The organism is Paenibacillus helianthi (assembly GCF_001909055.1).
In the GTDB taxonomy this organism is placed as follows: domain Bacteria; phylum Bacillota; class Bacilli; order Paenibacillales; family Paenibacillaceae; genus Paenibacillus_AQ; species Paenibacillus_AQ helianthi.
On record NZ_LVWI01000066.1, the window covers coordinates 15,587 to 35,125 of the forward strand.

The 19,539-nt window shown below is 51.3% G+C and carries 18 protein-coding genes; 2 read left to right on the forward strand and 16 right to left on the reverse strand.

The features are described 5' to 3' along the window. Nucleotides 1-8 precede the first annotated feature (8 nt). From A3844_RS24005 to A3844_RS24030, 6 genes are all read right to left on the reverse strand, one after another. Nucleotides 9-761, reverse strand: coding sequence for an amino acid ABC transporter ATP-binding protein (locus A3844_RS24005; protein ID WP_074108689.1), 753 nt, complete (start codon nt 759-761; stop codon nt 9-11). Further along, a complete protein-coding gene (locus tag A3844_RS24010) occupies nt 758-1,468 on the reverse strand; it encodes an amino acid ABC transporter permease (RefSeq protein WP_074108690.1) in 711 nt (236 codons plus the stop codon). The genes A3844_RS24005 and A3844_RS24010 overlap by 4 nt, the downstream gene beginning before the upstream one ends. Beyond that, nucleotides 1,465-2,250, reverse strand: a complete 786-nt coding sequence (locus A3844_RS24015; RefSeq protein WP_074108691.1) for an amino acid ABC transporter permease — start codon at nt 2,248-2,250, stop codon at nt 1,465-1,467. The genes A3844_RS24010 and A3844_RS24015 overlap by 4 nt, the downstream gene beginning before the upstream one ends. A 33-nt stretch (nt 2,251-2,283) precedes the next feature. Beyond that, nucleotides 2,284-3,171 carry a transporter substrate-binding domain-containing protein gene (locus A3844_RS24020; RefSeq protein WP_074085800.1) on the reverse strand — a complete coding sequence of 296 codons (888 nt, stop codon included), beginning with the start codon at nt 3,169-3,171 and terminating at the stop codon, nt 2,284-2,286. Nucleotides 3,172-3,185: 14 nt separating this feature from the next. After that, nucleotides 3,186-3,692: a GNAT family N-acetyltransferase gene (locus A3844_RS24025; protein WP_074085801.1), complete on the reverse strand. Its 507-nt coding sequence runs from the start codon at nt 3,690-3,692 to the stop codon at nt 3,186-3,188. A 114-nt stretch (nt 3,693-3,806) separates the two neighbouring features. After that, the gene (locus A3844_RS24030; RefSeq protein ID WP_074108692.1) at nt 3,807-4,706 is read right to left on the reverse strand and encodes a LysR family transcriptional regulator; all 900 of its coding nucleotides are present in this window, start codon (nt 4,704-4,706) and stop codon (nt 3,807-3,809) included. A 246-nt stretch (nt 4,707-4,952) separates the two neighbouring features. Here A3844_RS24030 and A3844_RS24035 point away from each other — a divergent pair, with 246 nt between their 5' ends. Then, on the forward strand, nt 4,953-5,489 hold the full coding sequence (locus A3844_RS24035) for a GNAT family N-acetyltransferase (protein WP_074108693.1): 537 nt from the start codon (nt 4,953-4,955) through the stop codon (nt 5,487-5,489). Nucleotides 5,490-5,588: 99 nt separating this feature from the next. Beyond that, complete coding sequence (locus A3844_RS24040) at nt 5,589-6,308, forward strand: 3'-5' exonuclease (RefSeq protein ID WP_074108694.1); 720 nt, start codon at nt 5,589-5,591, stop codon at nt 6,306-6,308. Between the two features lie 302 nt (nt 6,309-6,610). Here the strand turns inward: A3844_RS24040 and A3844_RS24045 are convergent, their stop codons facing one another. The 10 genes from A3844_RS24045 to A3844_RS24095 all read right to left on the reverse strand — a co-directional run bounded on the left by A3844_RS24045 (nt 6,611) and on the right by A3844_RS24095 (nt 19,538). Then, nucleotides 6,611-7,567, reverse strand: a complete 957-nt coding sequence (locus A3844_RS24045; protein ID WP_074085805.1) for a 3'-5' exoribonuclease YhaM family protein — start codon at nt 7,565-7,567, stop codon at nt 6,611-6,613. A 211-nt stretch (nt 7,568-7,778) separates the two neighbouring features. Further along, nucleotides 7,779-10,061 carry an FMN-binding protein gene (locus A3844_RS24050; RefSeq protein ID WP_074108695.1) on the reverse strand — a complete coding sequence of 761 codons (2,283 nt, stop codon included), beginning with the start codon at nt 10,059-10,061 and terminating at the stop codon, nt 7,779-7,781. A gap of 758 nt (nt 10,062-10,819) precedes the next feature. Beyond that, nucleotides 10,820-11,272, reverse strand: coding sequence for an IDEAL domain-containing protein (locus A3844_RS24060; protein WP_074085896.1), 453 nt, complete (start codon nt 11,270-11,272; stop codon nt 10,820-10,822). Nucleotides 11,273-11,589: 317 nt separating this feature from the next. Further along, entirely contained in the window at nt 11,590-13,395 is a 1,806-nt protein-coding gene (locus tag A3844_RS24065) for an adenine deaminase (RefSeq protein WP_074108696.1), read from the reverse strand. Between the two features lie 56 nt (nt 13,396-13,451). Next, on the reverse strand, nt 13,452-14,684 hold the full coding sequence (locus A3844_RS24070) for a pyridoxal-phosphate-dependent aminotransferase family protein (protein WP_074108697.1): 1,233 nt from the start codon (nt 14,682-14,684) through the stop codon (nt 13,452-13,454). Between the two features lie 22 nt (nt 14,685-14,706). Continuing rightward, nucleotides 14,707-15,990 (reverse strand): M20 family metallo-hydrolase, encoded by a 1,284-nt coding sequence (locus tag A3844_RS24075; RefSeq protein ID WP_074108698.1) that lies wholly within the window; start codon nt 15,988-15,990, stop codon nt 14,707-14,709. After that, nucleotides 15,987-17,381: an allantoinase gene (locus A3844_RS24080; RefSeq protein ID WP_074108699.1), complete on the reverse strand. Its 1,395-nt coding sequence runs from the start codon at nt 17,379-17,381 to the stop codon at nt 15,987-15,989. The genes A3844_RS24075 and A3844_RS24080 overlap by 4 nt, the downstream gene beginning before the upstream one ends. A gap of 36 nt (nt 17,382-17,417) precedes the next feature. Next, on the reverse strand, nt 17,418-17,768 hold the full coding sequence (gene uraH, locus A3844_RS24085) for a hydroxyisourate hydrolase (RefSeq protein WP_074085812.1): 351 nt from the start codon (nt 17,766-17,768) through the stop codon (nt 17,418-17,420). Nucleotides 17,769-17,986: 218 nt separating this feature from the next. Continuing rightward, nucleotides 17,987-18,472: a 2-oxo-4-hydroxy-4-carboxy-5-ureidoimidazoline decarboxylase gene (gene uraD, locus A3844_RS24090; protein WP_244169839.1), complete on the reverse strand. Its 486-nt coding sequence runs from the start codon at nt 18,470-18,472 to the stop codon at nt 17,987-17,989. Between the two features lie 136 nt (nt 18,473-18,608). Further along, nucleotides 18,609-19,538: an ABC transporter permease gene (locus tag A3844_RS24095; RefSeq protein WP_074102147.1), complete on the reverse strand. Its 930-nt coding sequence runs from the start codon at nt 19,536-19,538 to the stop codon at nt 18,609-18,611. Between the last annotated feature and the right edge of the window lies 1 nt (nt 19,539).

Sequence of the window (19,539 nt, forward strand, 5' to 3'; positions counted from 1 at the left end):
GTTGCCTCCTAAATGGAATAGTTCAGCTCCGGCGTGATCCGCTTCAGAAACTGCTTGGTTCGTTCTTCCCGTGGATGGTTGAACACCTCCGCAGGTGTCCCCTCTTCGACAATAACTCCGCCATCCATAAACACCACGTGATTCGCCACATCACGGGCAAAGCCCATTTCATGCGTCACCACAATCATCGTGATGCCTTCCTTGGCAATTTTACGGATGACGGCCAGTACCTCGCCTACCAGCTCCGGGTCCAGTGCAGACGTAGGCTCGTCGAACAGAATCACTTCCGGCTCCAGCGCCAGCGCACGGGCGATGCCGACCCGCTGCTGCTGGCCCCCGGAGAGCTGGCTCGGATACGCATCCAGTTTGGCACCGAGACCGACCTTTTCCAGCAGCGCTATGCTTCGGTTACGCGCTTCCTCCTTCGGAAGCTTTTTTACAACCAACAGCCCTTCCATCACATTCTCAAGCGCCGTTTTATGCCGGAACAGATTGTACTGCTGGAACACCATCGCTGTTTTTTGCCGCAGCTGATGAATCTCCTTTTTGCGGGCATGCTTGCAGTTCAACCGGAAATCACCAATCGAGATCTCTCCGTCGCCGGGCTTTTCCAGATAATTCACGCAGCGCAGCAGGGTGGTCTTTCCTGAGCCGCTGGGTCCGAGGATAACGACCACCTCGCCTTTGGTAACGGTTAGATCAATATTGTTCAGCACCTGATGGCGGCCGAAGGACTTGGATAGATGCTCAATCTTAATCATACGACTCCCCCCCGATTGTATAGGTTGATCCGTTTCTCGATCAGGGCAGTGGCCCGTTCAATCAGGAGCGTAAGCCCCCAGAAGATAAGCGCAGCCGCCAGATAGGCCTCAAAAAACTTCCAGTTCGTCGAAGCCACAATCTGGGCCTTGGCGTTGATGTCCACGACCGATACGGTAAAAGCAAGAGTTGATCCGTGCAGCATCCCAATGACGGAATTGGACAGATTCGGCAGACTAGCCCCCAGCGCCTGGGGGAAGACAATCCGCCGCAGCGCCTGGGGTGTGGTCATGCCCACAGAGTAGGCAGCTTCGATCTGGCCGCGGTCGACAGCAAGCAGACCGGAGCGTACCACCTCAGACATATAAGCTCCTGCCGTTATCGAAAAAGAAATATAGGCAAAACCGATCATTGGAATCGATACCGACCGGAAGGCCCAGTCAAAATGGAGAGCCAGCCCGTCAATCATCACTGGCAGCCCGAAATAGATCAGCAGCAGATGGGTAAGCATCGGAGTCCCGCGGATAAAAGTGACATACCCTACCGCCAGGGGATACAAAAGTGGGACTTTGTAAATCCGGATTAGAGCCACGGCCACCCCGATCACGAACCCGGCCACAACAGAGACCAATGTAATGTACAGCGTGGTAGGGATTGCACTCAGCATTTGTACGAACGCCGTCCATATAAACGAAGGGTCCAGCTTCACAATCCGCCACCTCCTTTACCCGGTCCCAGCTCTGCAATGATCCGCCGGTAAGAACCGTTTTTTTGCAGTCTGAACATTCTTTTAGCGGGACTGCTCCGTTCCTCATGACGCAAGAGGCGCCGCTCCGCCACCAGCAGCAGCTTCTCAATCGTAAAACTGATCACCAGATAGATAAGGGCGAGCGCAATATAGGTCTCAATAAAATGCTGGCTGATGCTGCCGAGTGTCTGTGCCTTTCCCGTCATCTCCATCACCCCTAGGGTAAAGGCCAGTGAGGTATCTTTCAGCAGCGCGATGACCAGATTGGAGAATACAGGAATGGCAATTCCTAACGCCTGAGGCAGCACAATTCGTGAGAAAGCCTGAAAGGATGTCATTCCTGTCGCATATGCCGCTTCGACCTGCCCTCTGTCCACAGCCGTTACAGAAGCGCGGATCATCTCGGACATGAAGGCTCCCGTATGCAGCCCGTAGGTCAGAATCACAAAGAACAGTACAGGCGTCCGCGTCACATCTACAGAAACAAGCTTCAAAATTTCCGGCAGGCCGTAATAGAACAAGAACAGCTGGATTAAAATCGGGGTCCCCCGGAAAAATGAGATATAGATCTCCGCGCAGGTCTTCAGGACCGGCACCTTGTACAGGCGGGGGAGGGCAATAAGGAATCCGACAAGGACACCCGACAGCAAAGAGCAGGCGACAATCAAAAGCGTGGTACCCAGCGTAGTCAACAGCTTGGGCAAAAATGAGAATACATAGCTGATATCAAACGGTGCACCCATACAGCACCCCCTTCCCCCGATCTATGGTTCTGTTCACTTCACCGATGCATCAGTAACATCCGCTCCCAGCCATTCTGTGCTCAGCTTGCCAAGCGTACCGTCTGCCTTCAATTCCTTGATAGCTCCGTCAATGGCATCTGAGAGCTTTTGCGATTCAGCTTCATTTTTGCGGAAGACATACAGAATGTCTGCGGAGGACAGTTCATCGCCTACAGCCTTTAGCTTGCCTTGTGGATCAATGACCGGCAGTACAAAATCTGCAGCGAGCGTTGCATTCACCCGTCCCGAGCTAATTTGACTTACCGTATCATTGGCGGCTCCGTTCTGATAGACGATCGTAATCGCATTGTCATGCTCCTTGTTGTAGTTCTCCAGAATGGTGGACTGCGCACTGGTCGCACTGGTCAACACCTTTTTACCTTTCAGATCATCCAGCGACTGAATCGGATCGTTATTGTCCTTGGCAACAATAATGCGGTTTCTCCAATGGGCGTAGGCCTCTTTGTTAAAGGAGTACTTTTGCTCCCTCTCCGGGTTTTTCTCCATGACGTGAGCGACCAGATCAATTTTTTTGGTGTCCAGACTCAGCAGCAAATTGCTGAAATCCATCGTCTGCAGTTCAAATTCGTACTCCGGCAGACGATTGTCAACTTCCTTGATCAGTTCCACATCAAAGCCTGTTAGCTTGCCGTTCTCATCGATGTAGCATACCTTGGGAAAACCAGTTCCTGTACCGACGACAATCTTGGTCACTTGGGCTGGCTTTTCTGTTGCGGCAGAAGGTTCTGCCTTAGTTTGTGGTGCTGCTTCAGCTACATTGTTGCCCTTATTGCTGCTCGCACTATTATTACCGCAGCCTGCAATCGCAAGCGTCAAAATCAAAGCATAGGCTAGCGAGATTGTCTTCTTCGTCTTCTTCATCTTTTATATCCCCTTTAAATGGAAGTTGTTGGATCTGCAAGCTTCTTTCTCATTAGAACCATAATCCCGTCGCCATTGCCGGGGTCCAGCTCCACAAATTTTTCGTACCCCCGCCGTTCATACATTGAAACCAGCCAGGGATGTTTTTGCGCTGTTGCCAAAGTTACAGCAGATGCTCCCAGCTTGCCGAGGATGATATTCTCCTCCACCCAATCCAGCAGCTTGCCGCCATACCCTTTTCCGCGGGAGTCCGGATTGACCGCAAACCACTTGACAAAAGGAAGCTCAGTAAGCGTCTTGATCTCCTCGCCCTTGGAAAGCGTGACCGTCGCCTGCACACTGTTGTCAATTTCAAGTACATAACACTCGTTACTGGCTATATTATCTTCGATCAGGGCCACATCGGCTGTAGCTGCCGGCCAATGCAGCCCGAGTTCACGAATCATGGCATAGGCGCGATATGTAATATCCTGCAATCGCTGTGCATCTTTAAGCTCTGCAAGCCGGTAGACCTCCCCCATCTCCAATCCCTCCAGCAAATCATATTATATAATCCCTATAGAATTAGTGGTGATTATATGCAATTAACTTTATCACTGCATGCAACCATGCGCTAATAGAGTTTTTTAATCCATTTATACAATAAGTCGATTAGGCGTTTTGCCCGGCACGATCTCCAGCAGGCTTTCAACAAATCCGGCATGCTCCCCATTCAGAGAGATCAGGCTGGTCCGTAAAGAGATGCCCTCCGTCTCAGCAATATCCACCCGAATTAAGGTTCCGGCTTTTACTTCATCCTGAACACTCAGGGCCGGGAGAAAGCAAATACCCGCTTTTCTGATCACCAGCTTCTTGGCTGTCTCCAGATTATCTACCTGATACACAATATTCGGCGGCTGCTCCATGCTCTCCAATACGCGGTGGAGCCGCAACCAATCCAAAGAACCGCATTCAAAGAAAACAAGCGTCTCCTCGCGAATACTCTGAATGGAAGTGCGGCCCGGCCCGGATTGTGCCAGAGGATGTCCCTCGTACACATATAAGGAGATGGGGTCTTCACAGAATGGATAGGCCTGGATCGCCGGATTCACTACTTTACGGATAAAGGCAAGGTCAATATCCTTCGCTTTCAGCTTGTCAATCAAAGCTTCGGTGGGCGCTGTTGTCAGTTTGAGCGTCAGGTTGGGATAAGCGCTCTTCAAATGCAGCAGAAGATGCGGCATCAGATAATTGGAGACCGATACCGTACTCCCGATTCTCAGCTCATCCGGAACAAGTCCTTTCGATTGGATTTGATGTTTGCCTGATTGGTAGACCTGCAGAATTTGCTGAGCGTAGGGGAGGAACTGCCTGCCTTTTTCTGTGAGATGAATCTGCTTGCCGAGCCGGTCAAACACTCTACAATCCAGCTCCCGTTCGAGCGACTGAATACGGGCAGTCACTGTAGGCTGGGAAATATACAGGACATCTGCCGCCTTATTGAAGCTCCCATAGTGGTTGATATATACAAAGGCCTCAATATTTTCGATGTTCAATTGCCTTCCCCTCCATCTCACTCATATAATATTTACTTTTCCAATCGATTAACAAGGAATTAAAGCAGTACTTACCTATAGATTTAGTTTATATCTTATTCACAGCTCCTTTTCTTGTCAACTAATCACGCTTATAGATAGAACTTTTCTATCCTTTTATCAGAAATGTTAAATCCCTCTTATATTCATCGGATTTGTCGATTATAATGAAGGTCATTCATTCGGATTAGGAACAGGAGGCATACGATGTCCAGCTTCAAAGAGATCCATATCCGCAACGCAGCGGATTCAGACCGTGATGCCATTGCCGAACTACTGCTGGAGGCCTATGGTCAATATGCTGCCGAACTGCCTGAGCCCTTTTGGGCTGAATACCGTCATTCCATTCTTGATTCTGTAGATGGAACTGCTCCATATGCGCGGATCATCGCTGAGATGGACAACCGGATTATCGGAAGTGTGCTGCTCTTCCTCTCCTCTGAGAAAGCGTATGGGAGACCTGAGCTGGGCATCCATTCCCCGATTATCCGTCTACTGGCCGTCTCACCGGGTGTCCGGGGCCGCGGGATTGCAGCACTACTCATCCGCGAAGCAGCCAGAATATCCAAGGAGCTTGGAGCCGCTACCCTGAATCTCCACACCTCGGATATGATGGCTTCAGCGATCAGGCTCTACGAAAGACTAGGTTTCCAGCGGGCCTATGACACCGATATTATGAACGGAAATACCCTGGTCAAGGGCTATTGCCTTGATCTGGAAACCTTCTCCAGTTCTTATAGATAAGGGATACCCTATTAACTTACCTTTGTAAATTGAATAGATTGTAATTGCTCATCCGCTCCTTTAAAATTAACCTTATATGATGAATAAGGGGCTTTACCTATGAATTTTACAGCGATTGACTTTGAAACTGCCAACTCCAGCCGCTCCAGCGCCTGCGCTTTGGGGCTTGTTCAAGTGAGAGAAGGCGCAGTGAGCGCCGAGCATGTATGGCTGATTGATCCGCAGCAGCGGTTCGATGGCATGAATATTGCGATTCACGGGATCACCCCCTCAATGGTTGAGGGTAAGCCTACGTTTGACGAGCTGTGGCCAACACTTGAACCGCTGCTGCAGGGAGAGGTTGTGGTAGCGCATAACGCTGCCTTTGATATGAGTGTCCTGCGTTATTGTCTGGACCGCTCGGCCTTCAGCTATCCGGATTTTCAATACATGTGCACCTACCTGCTTGGCAAAAAGATGCTGCAGGAGCTACCCTCCCATAAACTGAATGTGATGTCCCAGTATTTCGGGATCAGCCTGAAGCATCACGATGCACTGGATGATGCCAGGGCTGCAGCTGCCATTCTGCTCAAGCTGATGGAACGCGGGCAGCATACTGATCCCTTACATCTGGCCGGGAGTCAAGGCTATAAGGCTGGAACGATGTATGCCGGCGGCTATACCCCTTTCAAGTCTCCGCCTAAGAAAGCTGCCAAGAAACCTTCAGCCAAAAAATCTGCTACCACCAAACCTTCCGGTGCTCCGGGTCTTTCATCCTCTTCTGTTTCCCTGGGCCGGAAAGATTTCGGCGGTTCATCTAACTTTAGCAATTTCTTTTAAATTCTGCCCGGACGCCAGCGCTTCCCCCAGCACACAGAACCCCCGATCCATGTAGCGGATCGGGGGTTCTGCCTGCTATACAACCCTATCTATATCCATTGAACTTGAAGTCCTACTAAAGTGGGGAAGTAACGGAGGGGAATTTTGGAACTGGAGGAGCGAACGCGTCCGCCTTTATATTTGGCTTTCTACCGCGTCCAGCGGTTTCAATCAGGAAATCCAAATATAACAGCGGCCGGAAGTCCAAACATTCTCTGCAGTTACGTTCCATCCCGCGTTAGTATAATTTCAGTTCAGCTTATCTAGATCTTCAACCGATACACAGCCTTATTCTCCAGCCCCCGGATGAATGGCGTCCATTCCTCAGTCTCCGGTGTCGTATCCAGCGCGTCTTCCACCATCTGCAGCTTCGCATCCATCGCATCAATATGATGAAGAGCCACGGCCTCTGCCGTCTGCGGCTGAACCGGGCTTCCCCACTCACCCAGGTTATGGTGGGATAATACCAGATGCTGTAAGCCGAGCACTTTTTCCGATTCCAAATCAATACCTGAGCGGATCGCTGCCTCAGTGATCCAATTAGAAGCCATAGAGATATGACCGATCAGCTTACCCTGCACACTGTAGTCAGACACAATCCCGAACTGCGAGATCATTTCCTCGGGCTTGGCGATATCATGCAGAATAATCCCCGCCTTCATCAGGTCGGGATTCAGGAACGGCCGCTGCTTGCAGAGGAACTCCCCGATTTCCAGCATCCGCACCATATGATAAGCAAGACCGGCAAAATAAGCGTGATGATGGGTTTTGGCAGCCGGATAATGCATTAATTTCTCTTCCACTTTACCCACACAAAACGATACAATGGTCGCAATCTCCGTGTCGGTGATGCTATTCATCACTCCCTTGATGGTATGAATCAGATCCACCGGACGAATGGGTGCGGACCTTATAAAATCAGTCAGTGAAACATTATCCGAATCACTTGCCAGTCTGATCTTGGTAACCTTCACTTGAAGCTTTTCGCGGTAGGTATGCGCAACCCCGCGTACCTTCACAAGTGCCATCGGGAAAAAGGTCTCTTTATCCGTTGTGCTTACATCCCAAAATTTGGCCGAGATTTGACCGCTGGAATCTCCCAGAACAATATCAAAATAATCCTTTGGAGGAGTACCGTTTGTTTGTTTGATTACCAGCTCCCGTAGCAGATAAAAGCCGACAAATTCATCCTGCGGAGATAGCTGTTTAATAAGTGTCATTTTGGAGCCTCCCATTACTAACAGGACCTTAGCCTGTTGTGTATATTAAACTTTAGACATTCACCTCCAAAATCCCTCTAATTACTATACGATTCCTAATTGGATTTATGCTCTCGTCCCACTACATGCCGTTCTTCATCGATAAAAAAAGGGGTTATCCCAGGCCAATTGCAAATGACCAAGGATAACCCCTTCAATGCTTATTAGGAAATTACTTGCCTGCGGTTTCCAGAGCGGCTTTGATCGCTTCTACCACTTTGGCGGAAACTGCCTTCTCATCATCGTTGGAACCGAATGCAGCCGCACGATATCCGTACTTGTGCAGACCAGAACCGGACGAGGTAGTCTCAATTTCCGCTTTTACAGCCTTTTCAGCGTCAGTCAATTGATTGAGTCCCTTTACTTTGCCTGCATAGTCCAGGAAGTAGAGAACCATGTTCACAGGAACACCGTTTTTGACATAGACCATAACATTTACCGACTTGTCAGTACTTACACCAATGAAGGTTCCGTCAAAGTAAGCTGCTTTGTTCGCTTCAGTAACTTCGGCTTTGCCGTAAGCTCTGTCCACAGCAGCCTTTAGTGCCTTGCTGCTGCTGGTTGCGCCAGATATTGCATCTACTTGCTGAACGCCTTCTCTGGTGCCTGCGGCAAGGAAGCTGGCTGTCAGCTGAGGAAGGGCTTTTTGTACTTCAACATAAGCGTTTTTACCCAGGTCAACCATATTCATGCCTACACGGGTAAGCGTTACATTTACGATTTTACCATTACGCAGGGTAACATCAGCTTTGTTGGTTCCTTTATCATAAGCATCACCGTAGGCGGTGAATGTACCGTCTTTATAAGTGCCTTGAACTTTGGAAGCATTGGTCAAAGCGTCAACCAGAGCTGCCTTTGCTGCTGCAGACAAGGTTTCTTGACCGTTTACATAATCCATTTCTACGCCTTTGTCCAGCATAGCTGCTGTAAGTTGGTTCACCAGCGTTTTTTGTTCTGGAGTCAGCTTGTCGTCAGCAATCAGCTTGCCGTCGGTTCCAAACAAGCTCATTTTAATACCAGTTACCTGGTCTGCTGCTACATCAACAAGCAGCAGGACTTTGGAAGCATTGTCTACACCGGCAAATTTTCCGTCAAAATACTGGCCGGCTGTTGGAACTTTCAGAGCCTTTTCAAAAGCTCTTTCTACAGCCTGATTCCAGCCGTGGCTGCTTTCGGTAGCGCCGGAAATGCCGTCTACTTTCTCATCATAATTAGCGATATAAGAACCATTAGCAAGTAATTTTGCAGTCATTGGTGCATTGGCGTTTACCACTTCGGCATAGGCAGTTGCACCTCTGTCGATCAGGTTGGTGCCCAGTCTGTACAGCTTTACATCTACCAGCTTGCCGTTGCGGATAATCACATCTGCTCTTTCTACGCCTACGCTTCTTGCAGTACCGTAAGAAGAATAGAATCCGTCAATGTAAGCGGAAGTGTTGTTGATGGTAGCGTTTTGTTCAGCATCCCAGAAAGCCTTGATAGCAGCCTTGGATTCTGCTTCGTAGCCGGCAACTGGCTGAGCGGAAGAACCGTTAGCGAGCAGTACAGGTGTAATTGCCGTAATCGCAGCAGTCTGTTCTGCAGTGTACGCCTTCTCATCCACGAAACTTCCATTGGCATTCAGCGGATACAGCTTAACAGCAGTAAGCTTGTTCGCATCGTAGCTGGCGAATACTGCGTATTTGCCTTCTGGATCCACACCCATGTGGTCTCCGGCAAAATAAGTAGCATCAGCAGGTTTTACCTTAAGCGATCTTTCAAACGCTCTGTCTACCGCCAGCTTCCAGCCGTTGCTGGAGCGTGTTGCGCCGGAAACAGCATCAACTGCTGCTGCACTGTCTCTGGTTTGACCAAGCAGTCTTTCTTTCATCAAACCGTAAGCCACCCATACGCCGCTGTAATTGTCGCGTGCATTGACATCGATGATTTTCGGATTGGTTCTCATAAGCTCGATAGCCGTAATCTTGCCATCTTTGATTGTTATTTTAGCGCCTTCAGTACCTTTGGAGTAAGCGTTACCATAAGCAACGTACACTCCATCCTGATACACAGCTTGTTTTACTGTTACAGGTTTAGCAGTTGCTACCGGTTTGGCTGTAGTAACTGGTTTAGCTGTAGCAACTGGTTTGGCCGTGGCAGCTGGTTTGGCTGTAGCAACTGGTTTGGCTGTCACTTTTGGCGTTGCTGCCGGTTTGGCTGTAACTGGCTTAGCTGTCGCTTTTGGTGTTGCAGCCGGTTTAGCTGTCGCTTTTGGCGTTGGTTTCGCTGTTGCTTTCGGTGTTGGCTTAGCCGTTGGCTTTGGCGCAGCGGCTGGTTTGGCTGTAGCTGCCGGTGCTTCTTCCGATGCTGCTGAAACCGCATCCACCTTCAGGTTCAGAGCTGGTGCATTAATCGTGTACGCAAGTGGTGCGAGCAGCAAAGCTGCGGTGACTGTCAAAGAAATTAGCTTTTTCAATGAGTATTCTCCTTTACCATATCCCCAGTAGTATGTAGCATTTCAAATACAAGCTTTACCATGCTTATCGTCTCTTCTGTTCTTATGAGGTTCCTCCTTTGTCTTCATAAGACATAAGAGCCCATCCCCCCTCTCCAGTTCGTGCGCGACCCATCCCGTGTACGAAAGAATGCATCCATTTTATATGGTCTATACAAAAGGTGAATTAATTCACATAAAAGGATTCAAGCCTGCCAGCGGTAATTTCTGGCTTGATGGTATCAAATTTATCCTTTGATTCTCTGTATACAAAATCACATACCCTATAAGAAACATCACTATTTCGAAATTAATTCAAAATAGGTACTTTTATTTCCTCTCATTTTCTCCCATTTACTCCTGGTTATGATAATCATGTGATTCTTTATATTGTATTCTCAATAATGGATGTGATATTTTAAAACGATGTCTATTGAATAGAAAAGAGTCCTAACCTTGCTGTCCCCCCTCCTGCCGGAGTCATTCTCGCTCAAATTGGAACAGTCCCCAATGCCAAGGCCGTCCGGCCCTATCTGCAAACAATGTATAAGCTGGCCATCGAAGGCCGGGAGCTGCTCGAAGAAGGCGGCGGGCAATCAGACACCTCATTGCAAGACTGGATCTGAAAGTCCCCTTCATATGCTTAGAAAATAATACAAGCCGCCTATCCGCATCAAAACATGCGAGTAGAGCGGCTTGTCAGCCTGATTCCGTAAGGACTCTATGAATGAAAGTTCGACTCATGCAGTCAACTGTTTGTATTTGGAAGTCAATTCCTCAAACCATTGCTTATCCTGTAACGACAGTGCAAAATCGATTAATTCGGCGATTTCTCCCGGCTGCAATTCAGGTGAATCGTTGAAACTCACCTCTGCCCATGCCACAGCCTCTCCGTCAGCACCTTCTGCAAAATCATAAGAAAAACGAAGCTTGATATCACTCTCCAAAAATTCGTTCCTCAGGAAGTACAGCACCTCACACATCAGAACCGGCCGGGTATGGTTGTCAAAGATACACTCCATAACCTTGGCCCAGTAGTGCTGGTTGCTGAGATGCAGCTTGTCATTGGTTAACAGATACTGCTCACCTTGAAAATCATTAACGAACCTCAGTTCAAGCGGCTCCATCTTAAAAATCGCCGCGATTTGCTTTCTGGTGATATTCACGATGTCCTGCGTATCCAATCTCATCATTTCATACACCCCGTTCCTCATATTTGGGCTTTCCGTACCTTGTCATCATCACAATAAGGCAATAATTTTAATTAATTTAAAAGTATTATCGTCTATTTTCTGCTGTTTGTTAATGTTTTTTATGAAAATTTTAAAAAAACATGTTTCTTAATGTGATGAAATGGTTAATTTATATGTTTTGATTACAATATCGTTACTTTTACAGCCCAAGGAGTCTAAAAGTACTACATCAAGCGATTATTTCCATAGTAAAAATGGGGTATCCCAGTCAAATGAATGACTGTAGACACCCCATCGCTCGAACTGGCTATTTTGAACTATACAAACAAGGAAACGAGTTGAATTCCCTCTTCCGGCGAAATGCGGACCAAGCCTTTATCGGAGATGCGCAGGGTCGGGATCACCGCCAGCGCAAGCAAGGACAAGGTCATAAAGGCATAGTTCAACGTACACCCCGAATCATAAAGCGCCTTGCTGATCGCCGCAGATTGTGCCGCTGCAATTTCGAACGGCTCTACGGACATCAGTCCGGCAATAGCCAGCGGAAAAAGCGTGGTTCCGGTGGCTGTGATTACAGCCACACCGCCCTGAGCTTCAGCTACCGCCCCCGCCGCTGTCGCCATCAGTTCATCATCATTGCCAATCACCAGCACATTGTGGCTGTCATGGGCCACGGTCATGGCTATGGCCGCAGGCTCATGGAAGCCGATTCCTGCTACAACACCAACCGATTTGTTGCCGGTTCCTCTGTGGCGCTCAAAGACAGCTATTTTGCAAAGACCGTTCTCCACTTGCAGTCTTCCTGCTTCTACGGGCAACTGCAGAATAAGCTCCTCTGTCTCCACATGGTTCTCAATAACACGGATGACCCGTGTTGACAGATTACCAGACTCAATGGGCGCATGGATCACAAAATCCTCAGCCACTGGGAGCTGCGGCAAATGAACTGAAGTCAGCACTTCATCAGGATACGTATACGTCTCGAGGGGAGCAGTAATGAACCCATTCTCGGCCACTACAACGCCTGCCGCTATAGTCATCACTACATGAACATCCGCCAGATTGCCATCCAGCAAAATCATATCGGCACAGGACCCCGGTGTAATCGAGCCGATATCACGGGCAACTCCAAAGCGCTCAGCAGTGTTGATCGTCGCCATTTGAAAGGCGGTCACCGGCTTCACCCCTTGAGAGATGGCATGGCGCACCACAAAATCCATATGACCTTCGTCACGCAAGGATTCCGAGCTGCGGTCATCGGTCACGAGCAGCATCCGGCGCGGGTCCAGCCCATGCTCCGTGTGTGCGGTAATCGTCTTCGCCACATCATGCCAGGCGGAGCCGCGGCGCATTTTGGCATACATGCCCAGACGGACGCGTTCGATTACATCCTCGGCCGTGACACACTCATGATCGCCGGTTACGCCAGCGGCCGCGTACACCGGAAGCCTCCAATCATTCGAAGGCCAGGTGAAATGCCCATCTACCACCCGGCCTGCGCGCAATGTCGCCTGGATTTCCCCTAGCATTTTTGCATCCCCGTAAACCACACCGGGGAAGTTCATCACTTCGCCCAGCGCAATAACGTCGTCGCCCCAAGTATAGGCTTCCGCTACCTCGACCGGTCCTATGGAAGCACCGGTCGTTTCAAATTCCGCACCCGCCGATGGCACACAGGAGGCTACCTGCATATATGCAGCGAGCGGTGTTCCGCGCATCTCCTCCAGCATCAGCTGAATACCCTTCAGTCCGAACACGTTGGCAATCTCATGCGCGTCGAAGAATCCGCCTGTAGTACCAAGCGGCAACACCGCGCGGGCAAATTCCGTCACCGTCAGCTGCGTGCTCTCAATATGACAGTGTCCGTCCAGCAGACCCGGAGCCAGATATCTACCGGCGGCTTCAATGACCCGAGTGTTTTCGCCGATCATGTGTGAGACGTCCTTGCCTACATATGCGATACGTCCGCCCTGAACGGCGACAGACATCCCCTCCAGAATTTCACCAGAGCATACATTGACGAGGGTGCTTCCAGTAACAACCAGGGTAGCCGGCAGATCGCCTCGCGCGGTGGCCACAAGATCCGGGACACAATCGGCAAGCGGTTTTCTTTTATATAACATATACTTCTCTCCTCCCGTGGGCATGTACAAACAGCATTATACCGGATAGGATAGCTTTATTCCGCATTTGCTTCATATACATCTAATGCCGCCTGAACGCCAAGCCCGCAAGGAGCTGCATAGCCGTACCGCAACAGGGCAGCCTCCAGCGCGCCCAGCACACGCAGTACATTATTCTCACGGCAGCTGAAGCCCATGGTGCCAATGCGCCAAATCAGCCCTTTTAATGGACCGAAAGAGCTGGCAATCTCAATGCCAAAGCGGCTAAGCAGCATCTCCCGCACCGACTCGCCGTCCACCCCTTCCGGAATGAGTACACAGGTCACAACCGTCAGCTTGCTCTCCGGGTCCCCGTACAGCTCTAGGCCCATCGCCGTAAGTCCAGCGACCAGAGCCCGTTCGTGCAAGGCATGCCGGGTATGCCGCTCCCGAAGCCCTTCTTCCAGTACGAGCCGCACTCCCTCCCGCAGTGCGTAGAGCATGGAGGTCATTTCAGTATGGTGATTCAGCCTCTGTTCGCTCCAGTAATCCTGCAGCATGCCCAGATCAAAATAATTGCTGCGAACCACTGGCAGCTCACTGCGCTGAACTCCGCCTGTGCGCAATCCGCGTTCTACCTGTTTACGCTTCATAAGTTTGGCTTCGGCGCGCTCATTATAGGTTACCGGCGCCATGCCTGAAGGAATGGACAGGCATTTCTGAGTGCCGCCGATAACGGCATCCAGCATCCAGGCATCCGTCTCCACCGGCACTCCGCCAATAGTCGCCACAGCATCCACAATCAGCAGCGCATCGTGCTCACGGCAGGCCCGCCCAATCCCGGCCAGCGGCTGCACCCGTCCAGTCGAGGTCTCGCCATGAACCATGGCAACCACGTCAGGTTGGAAGCTCTTGATCGCGGTGATGACTTCTTCCGGCGTAAATACACTGCCCCAGGTTTTCTCGATCGTGAATACCTCGGCACCGCAGCGTTCGGCGATCTCATGCAGCAGATGGCCGAACCGCCCATAGATCGGAATCAGCACACGGTCACCCGGAGCGATCAGGCTGACCATTACCGCTTCAATACCGGAGCGAGAGGTACCGTCTACGGGATAAGCCCATTTATTCTCCGTTGCGAACAGCTCGCGCAACATCCCCATCGTCTCATTCATAATGTCTGTAAATTCAGGATCGAATTGTCCGAGTACCGGAAAAGACATCGCCCGCAGCACGCGCGGATCGACTTCCACCGGTCCGGGGGTCATAATGCACCGCAGGGATGGCGACAAATCTTCGTACCGCTTCATGATCATCTCTCCCTCTATAGGTTCAGCTTTCCTCATAGGCAAGCTTATATAATAATGCTGTCAGAACATCCAGCCCAGCCGCCAGCTCTTCCGGTGAGGAGTATTCTTCCGGAGAATGGCTGATCCCCGCCCGGCTGGGGACAAAAATCATCGCCGCCGGACACCTTGGTGCGAACAGCTGGGCATCATGCCCCGCTCCGCTCACCATACTGCGGAAGCTTCTCCCCTGCTCCTGGCAGATGTGTTCAAGGGCTTCACAGAGCGCCGGGTTCATCGGCGCGGGAGACGTAGCCAGCGTCTGCTCAAGCTCAAGCTTAAGCCCGCGCCGGGCCGCAATCTCTCCGAACTTTGTCATGACCCGGGAACAGAAGCTCTCCAGCCGCTCTGCCTCACTGTGGCGGATATCCAGCGTGAACTGCACTTCGCCCGGGATCACATTCGAGGTTCCCGGAAAAACTTCCAGCCTGCCGGTAGTGGCTACCAGCGGCTCTCCCGCTTCCACAGCAAACTGCTCAAGCGCAGACAGCATCTCCGCTGTACCGGCAAGCGCATCCTGGCGCAGCCCCATCGGCGTTGTTCCGGCATGATTCGCGGTTCCAATGACTCTGGCAGTGAATCGTCTTTGGCCAACAATCGCCTGCACCACCCCGATTTGCTGAGCGGACTGCTCCAGAATGATTCCCTGCTCGATATGCAGTTCGACATACATCCCGATGTCGTCTCTTCGGGCGGAATTCATAAGGCGGTCACCCTGATCATCATGATCAGTCCGGCTCCCCTGGTTTGGTAGGCCGCAGGACTCCATCGCCGCCATGAGTGTAATCCCCTCCAGATCAGAAACAGACTCTGCCACGCTTCCGTTATATAGGCCCGTCACATTCCCGGAACCCCAGAACGTCAGCGGAAAGCGGCTCCCCTCCTCCTCACAGAACGCAGCAACCTCCAGCGTCCGCAGCGGCGGCCCAAAAGTTACTGCCAAATAGTGCATCGCGGTGACAGCAGCCGCTACTCCATACGCTCCGTCATATTTGCCTCCGTTCACCACGGTGTCGATATGGGAGCCGGTAAGGATGACTTTATCGGAATCCTGTGATCCGCTCAGCCGTCCAAAGACATTACCTACTGGATCCGTATGAACCTCCAGGCCGACCACAGCCATTTTTTCCTGCAAAAAATGCTGTGCCCTGCTCCACTCCGGCGTATATAACAGGCGGGTAACACCCGGCCCCGGAGTGCTGAACGCTGCCAATTCCTCGAGCAGCTCCAGCATATCCGTAGCCGGTGCGTGCAGGAACGGCCTCTTCATAGAGCTGGCTGCGCATAATTAATTTGCAACCATTCCCCTTTGTCCGGCGAGACCACACCTTGTTCAGCGGTATATACCACATTCCCCCGGCAGATCGTGGCTGTAACCTTGCAGGATAAAGTCATTCCGGTATAGGGGCTGTGCTTGTGCCGATAGAACAGATCCTCTGCAGCCAGTGTGTAATCGGCCGTTGGGTTCAGAAGCACCAGATCGGCATCCAGCCCCAGCGCGATAGAGCCTTTGCGGTGGTCAAGTCCGAATCGCCGCGCCGGCTTCTCCGACAATAAAGCCGAGACTAGGGTGACCGGCAGTCCGCGCACATGAACTCCTTCATGGAACATCAGCTCCAGGCTGCTCTGGGCCCCCGAGATCCCGCCCCAGGCTTCAAAAAACGTTAAATCAGGATTCAGCTTAAGCTCAGGCGGACAAGGCGAATGATCGGAGGCGATCAGATCGATTTTGCCCTCAGCCAGCACCTCCCACAGCTTTTGCTGCTCTTCAAGGCTTCGGAGCGGCGGAGCGCATTTGGCTACAGGCCCCAGCTGTTCCATGCTGTCTTCACTCAGCATCAGATAATGCGGACAGGTTTCCGCCGTCACATCCAGTCCGCGCTGCTTCGCAGCATGGATCATCTCAATCGCGGCAGCCGTGCTGATATGCACGAAATGCAGCCGGCAGCCGGTGCGTTCACTGTACAGCAGCGCCCGTGATACTGCCTCAAGCTCCGCAATCGCAGGGCGGGAAGCCGCGAAGTCCCGCGCTCCGGTCTTACCGCTGCGTACGGCATCCGCCGATAACACGGCCGTAATATCTTCACTCTCCGCATGCAGGGCGAGAATACCGCCGAGTGCAGCGATTTTTTGCATTCCCAAATACAGCGTCTCGTCATCCACCTCACGGAAACGCCCTTCTCCTTCACCGCCAGGATTAGAGATAAAGGCCTTGAAGCCAGTCACGCCGGCCTTCGCCAGATCCTCTAAATCCTCCAGATTCCCTGGAACAAGACCGCCCCACAATACATAATCCACTGCAGAATTCCGGGAGGCAGCTTCTGTCTTGAGCTGAAGTGCAGCCTGATTTACCGTAGGCGGATTCCCATTCAGCGGCATATCCGCATAGCAGGTACACCCCCCTGCTGCTAACGCTGCCGAACCGGAACGAAATCCCTCCCAGTGGCCAAACGCCGGTTCATTAAAGTGTACATGCATATCGATCATTCCCGGCAGTACATAGTGCCCCTCCGCATCTATGAGCGTGGTATCTGCCGCCGCCCGAAGCCCTTGGCCCAGTGCAGCGATCTTTCCGTCCTTAACCCCAACATCCAGCTTCCGTACTTCTCCGGGCAGCACGACATCTCCATTTTTGATAATAAGCTCGTATGATTCCTCCATGAATCGGTCACCTCCGGTCATTAACTCTTGCTCTATTTAGCTGCCCCGGTATGTACTGTAGCCTCCGGGAGCAACAAGCAGCGGAACATGGTAATGATCTTCTGTCTTGGTGATATTGAACCGGATCGGGACCTGTTCCAGAAAAAAAACTCCTTCCAGTCCGTTACCTCGAAAGTAATCTCCAGCCATGAACAACAGCTCATAGCAGCCCGTGACTAGTTCCACTCCTTCCAGCAGCGGAGCATCCAGTCTGCCGTCATGGTTTGTAGTTGCCTCACGCAACAGCTTGCCTGGGCCTTCCGCAAGGCTCCAAAGTTGCAGTTTCATCCCCGCGGCCGGCAATCCACGTGACAGATCCAGCACATGAGTTGTCAGACGCCCGCTCATGCTCCAGACCCTCTTTTCCAGCTATGTCTATCTATCAAGCGGACGCTCACAGACTGCTGAACCGTTCCCGCATTCATTTCCAAATCATCAGCAATCCCAAGTCTGCATCCCGGATTCCCCAATTCACAGGCTATACCTACTATCCCCGCTCCAGTCATGGTAGAGCACCTCCGCTGGTTCTATTGGTCCTATATCTTCTGTTTCAATTCACTCTCGCTTTATAGCTCCGTCGTCTTCTCTTGGATCAGATCATTCAGCCGAAAAGCGGTGATTTTGCCAATCTCAGTAAGCGCCTGCTCCCACTCTTCCTCCAGTGTCCGGTTCACACGTTCTTCAATAGACTGGATGATATCATCCTTATTCTTGCCGCGCACAGCCAGGATAAATGGAAAGCGGAATTGTTTCGTATATGCGGCATTCAGCGCGGTGAGCCTGGTGAATTCCTCCAGAGTCAGGCGGTCCAATCCAGCCCCCTGCTGCTCCGCTGCCGATAACGGACTGACCTGAAGCCGGGTCGCCAAATCCGGATGTGCGCGCAAAAGTTCCTCTACCTGTTCTTGCTCCGCATTACGTGCCGTATGCACCATAATCTTGTGCAATTCTGCGATGGAGTGAAACGGAATATGCGCATACGCCCCCTCCGCTACCCAAGGCGAATGTTCGAAGATTCCTCCAAGATTCACTACAAATTCCGCTTCGCTCATACGGTTTATCTCTTCCAGTGTCAAAAATATAGGCGGTGTCATCGTCACAGGCTTTCCTTCTTTCTCCAGTTAACTCTTTCCCGATTGTTTTTAATTTTAACTTAGATGCTCGAATTGCATAAAATGGGCGTGAGATTCAGAACCGCTGCTCTCGAATGAACGGAGTTCCCAGTGATTCCGGTGTGCCGGAGGGCTTGTTGCGGTTGCGGTAGCCGAGGTACATAAGTACCAGAATCGTTACAACGTATGGAATCATTTTGAGGAAATAGGGTGGAATCGTACTGCCGAGCAACTGCATGCGAAATCCTAGTGAATCAAGTGCTCCGAATAAATAGGCACAGAACAATGCGCGAAGCGGATTCCATCTGGCGAAAATCACCAGACCGACAGCGATCCAGCCCCGGCCTGCCGTAAGCCCTTCATTCCATGTCGGTGCGTAAGACAACACCATGTCGGCACCCGCAAGACCAATCAGCACAGTTCCGGCAGTGACATAGCTGTAACGGATCAGCTGTACGCGGATGCCCATAACGTCAGCTGTCGCCGGGCTGTCTCCAACGGCCCGCAAATGCAGACCCCAGGAGGTGTGGTGAATCAGCAGATGCAGCGCGAGCACCAGCAGTAAGCTGAACCAGGTCAGATCATCCATCCGGCCGAAGATATCACCGACTACCGGAATCGACTTCACCCAGCCCAGATCCAGCTTGGGCGAAGTACCCGGCAGCGGAATGCCACTGATGGACTTGCCCAGATAAGCACTTAGACCACTGCCGAACAAGGTCATCGCCAGGCCGGACATGGTCTGGTTGGCGCGCAGTGTGACACACAGGAAGGAATGAACGATGCCAAGAACAGCAGTGATAGCCATGGCCGCAAGGAGAGCCAGCAGTAGATTTTCTGTGCGGATATAGACGATACAGGTGGTGACCGCCCCCATCAGCATCAATCCTTCCGCACCCAGTTGGATAATGCCCGCCCGTTCATTCAGGATACCCCCGAGTGTAGCCAGCAGCAGTGGTGTTCCGGCGGATATGGCGGCGATTAATAACTGTGTAGTGAAATCCATG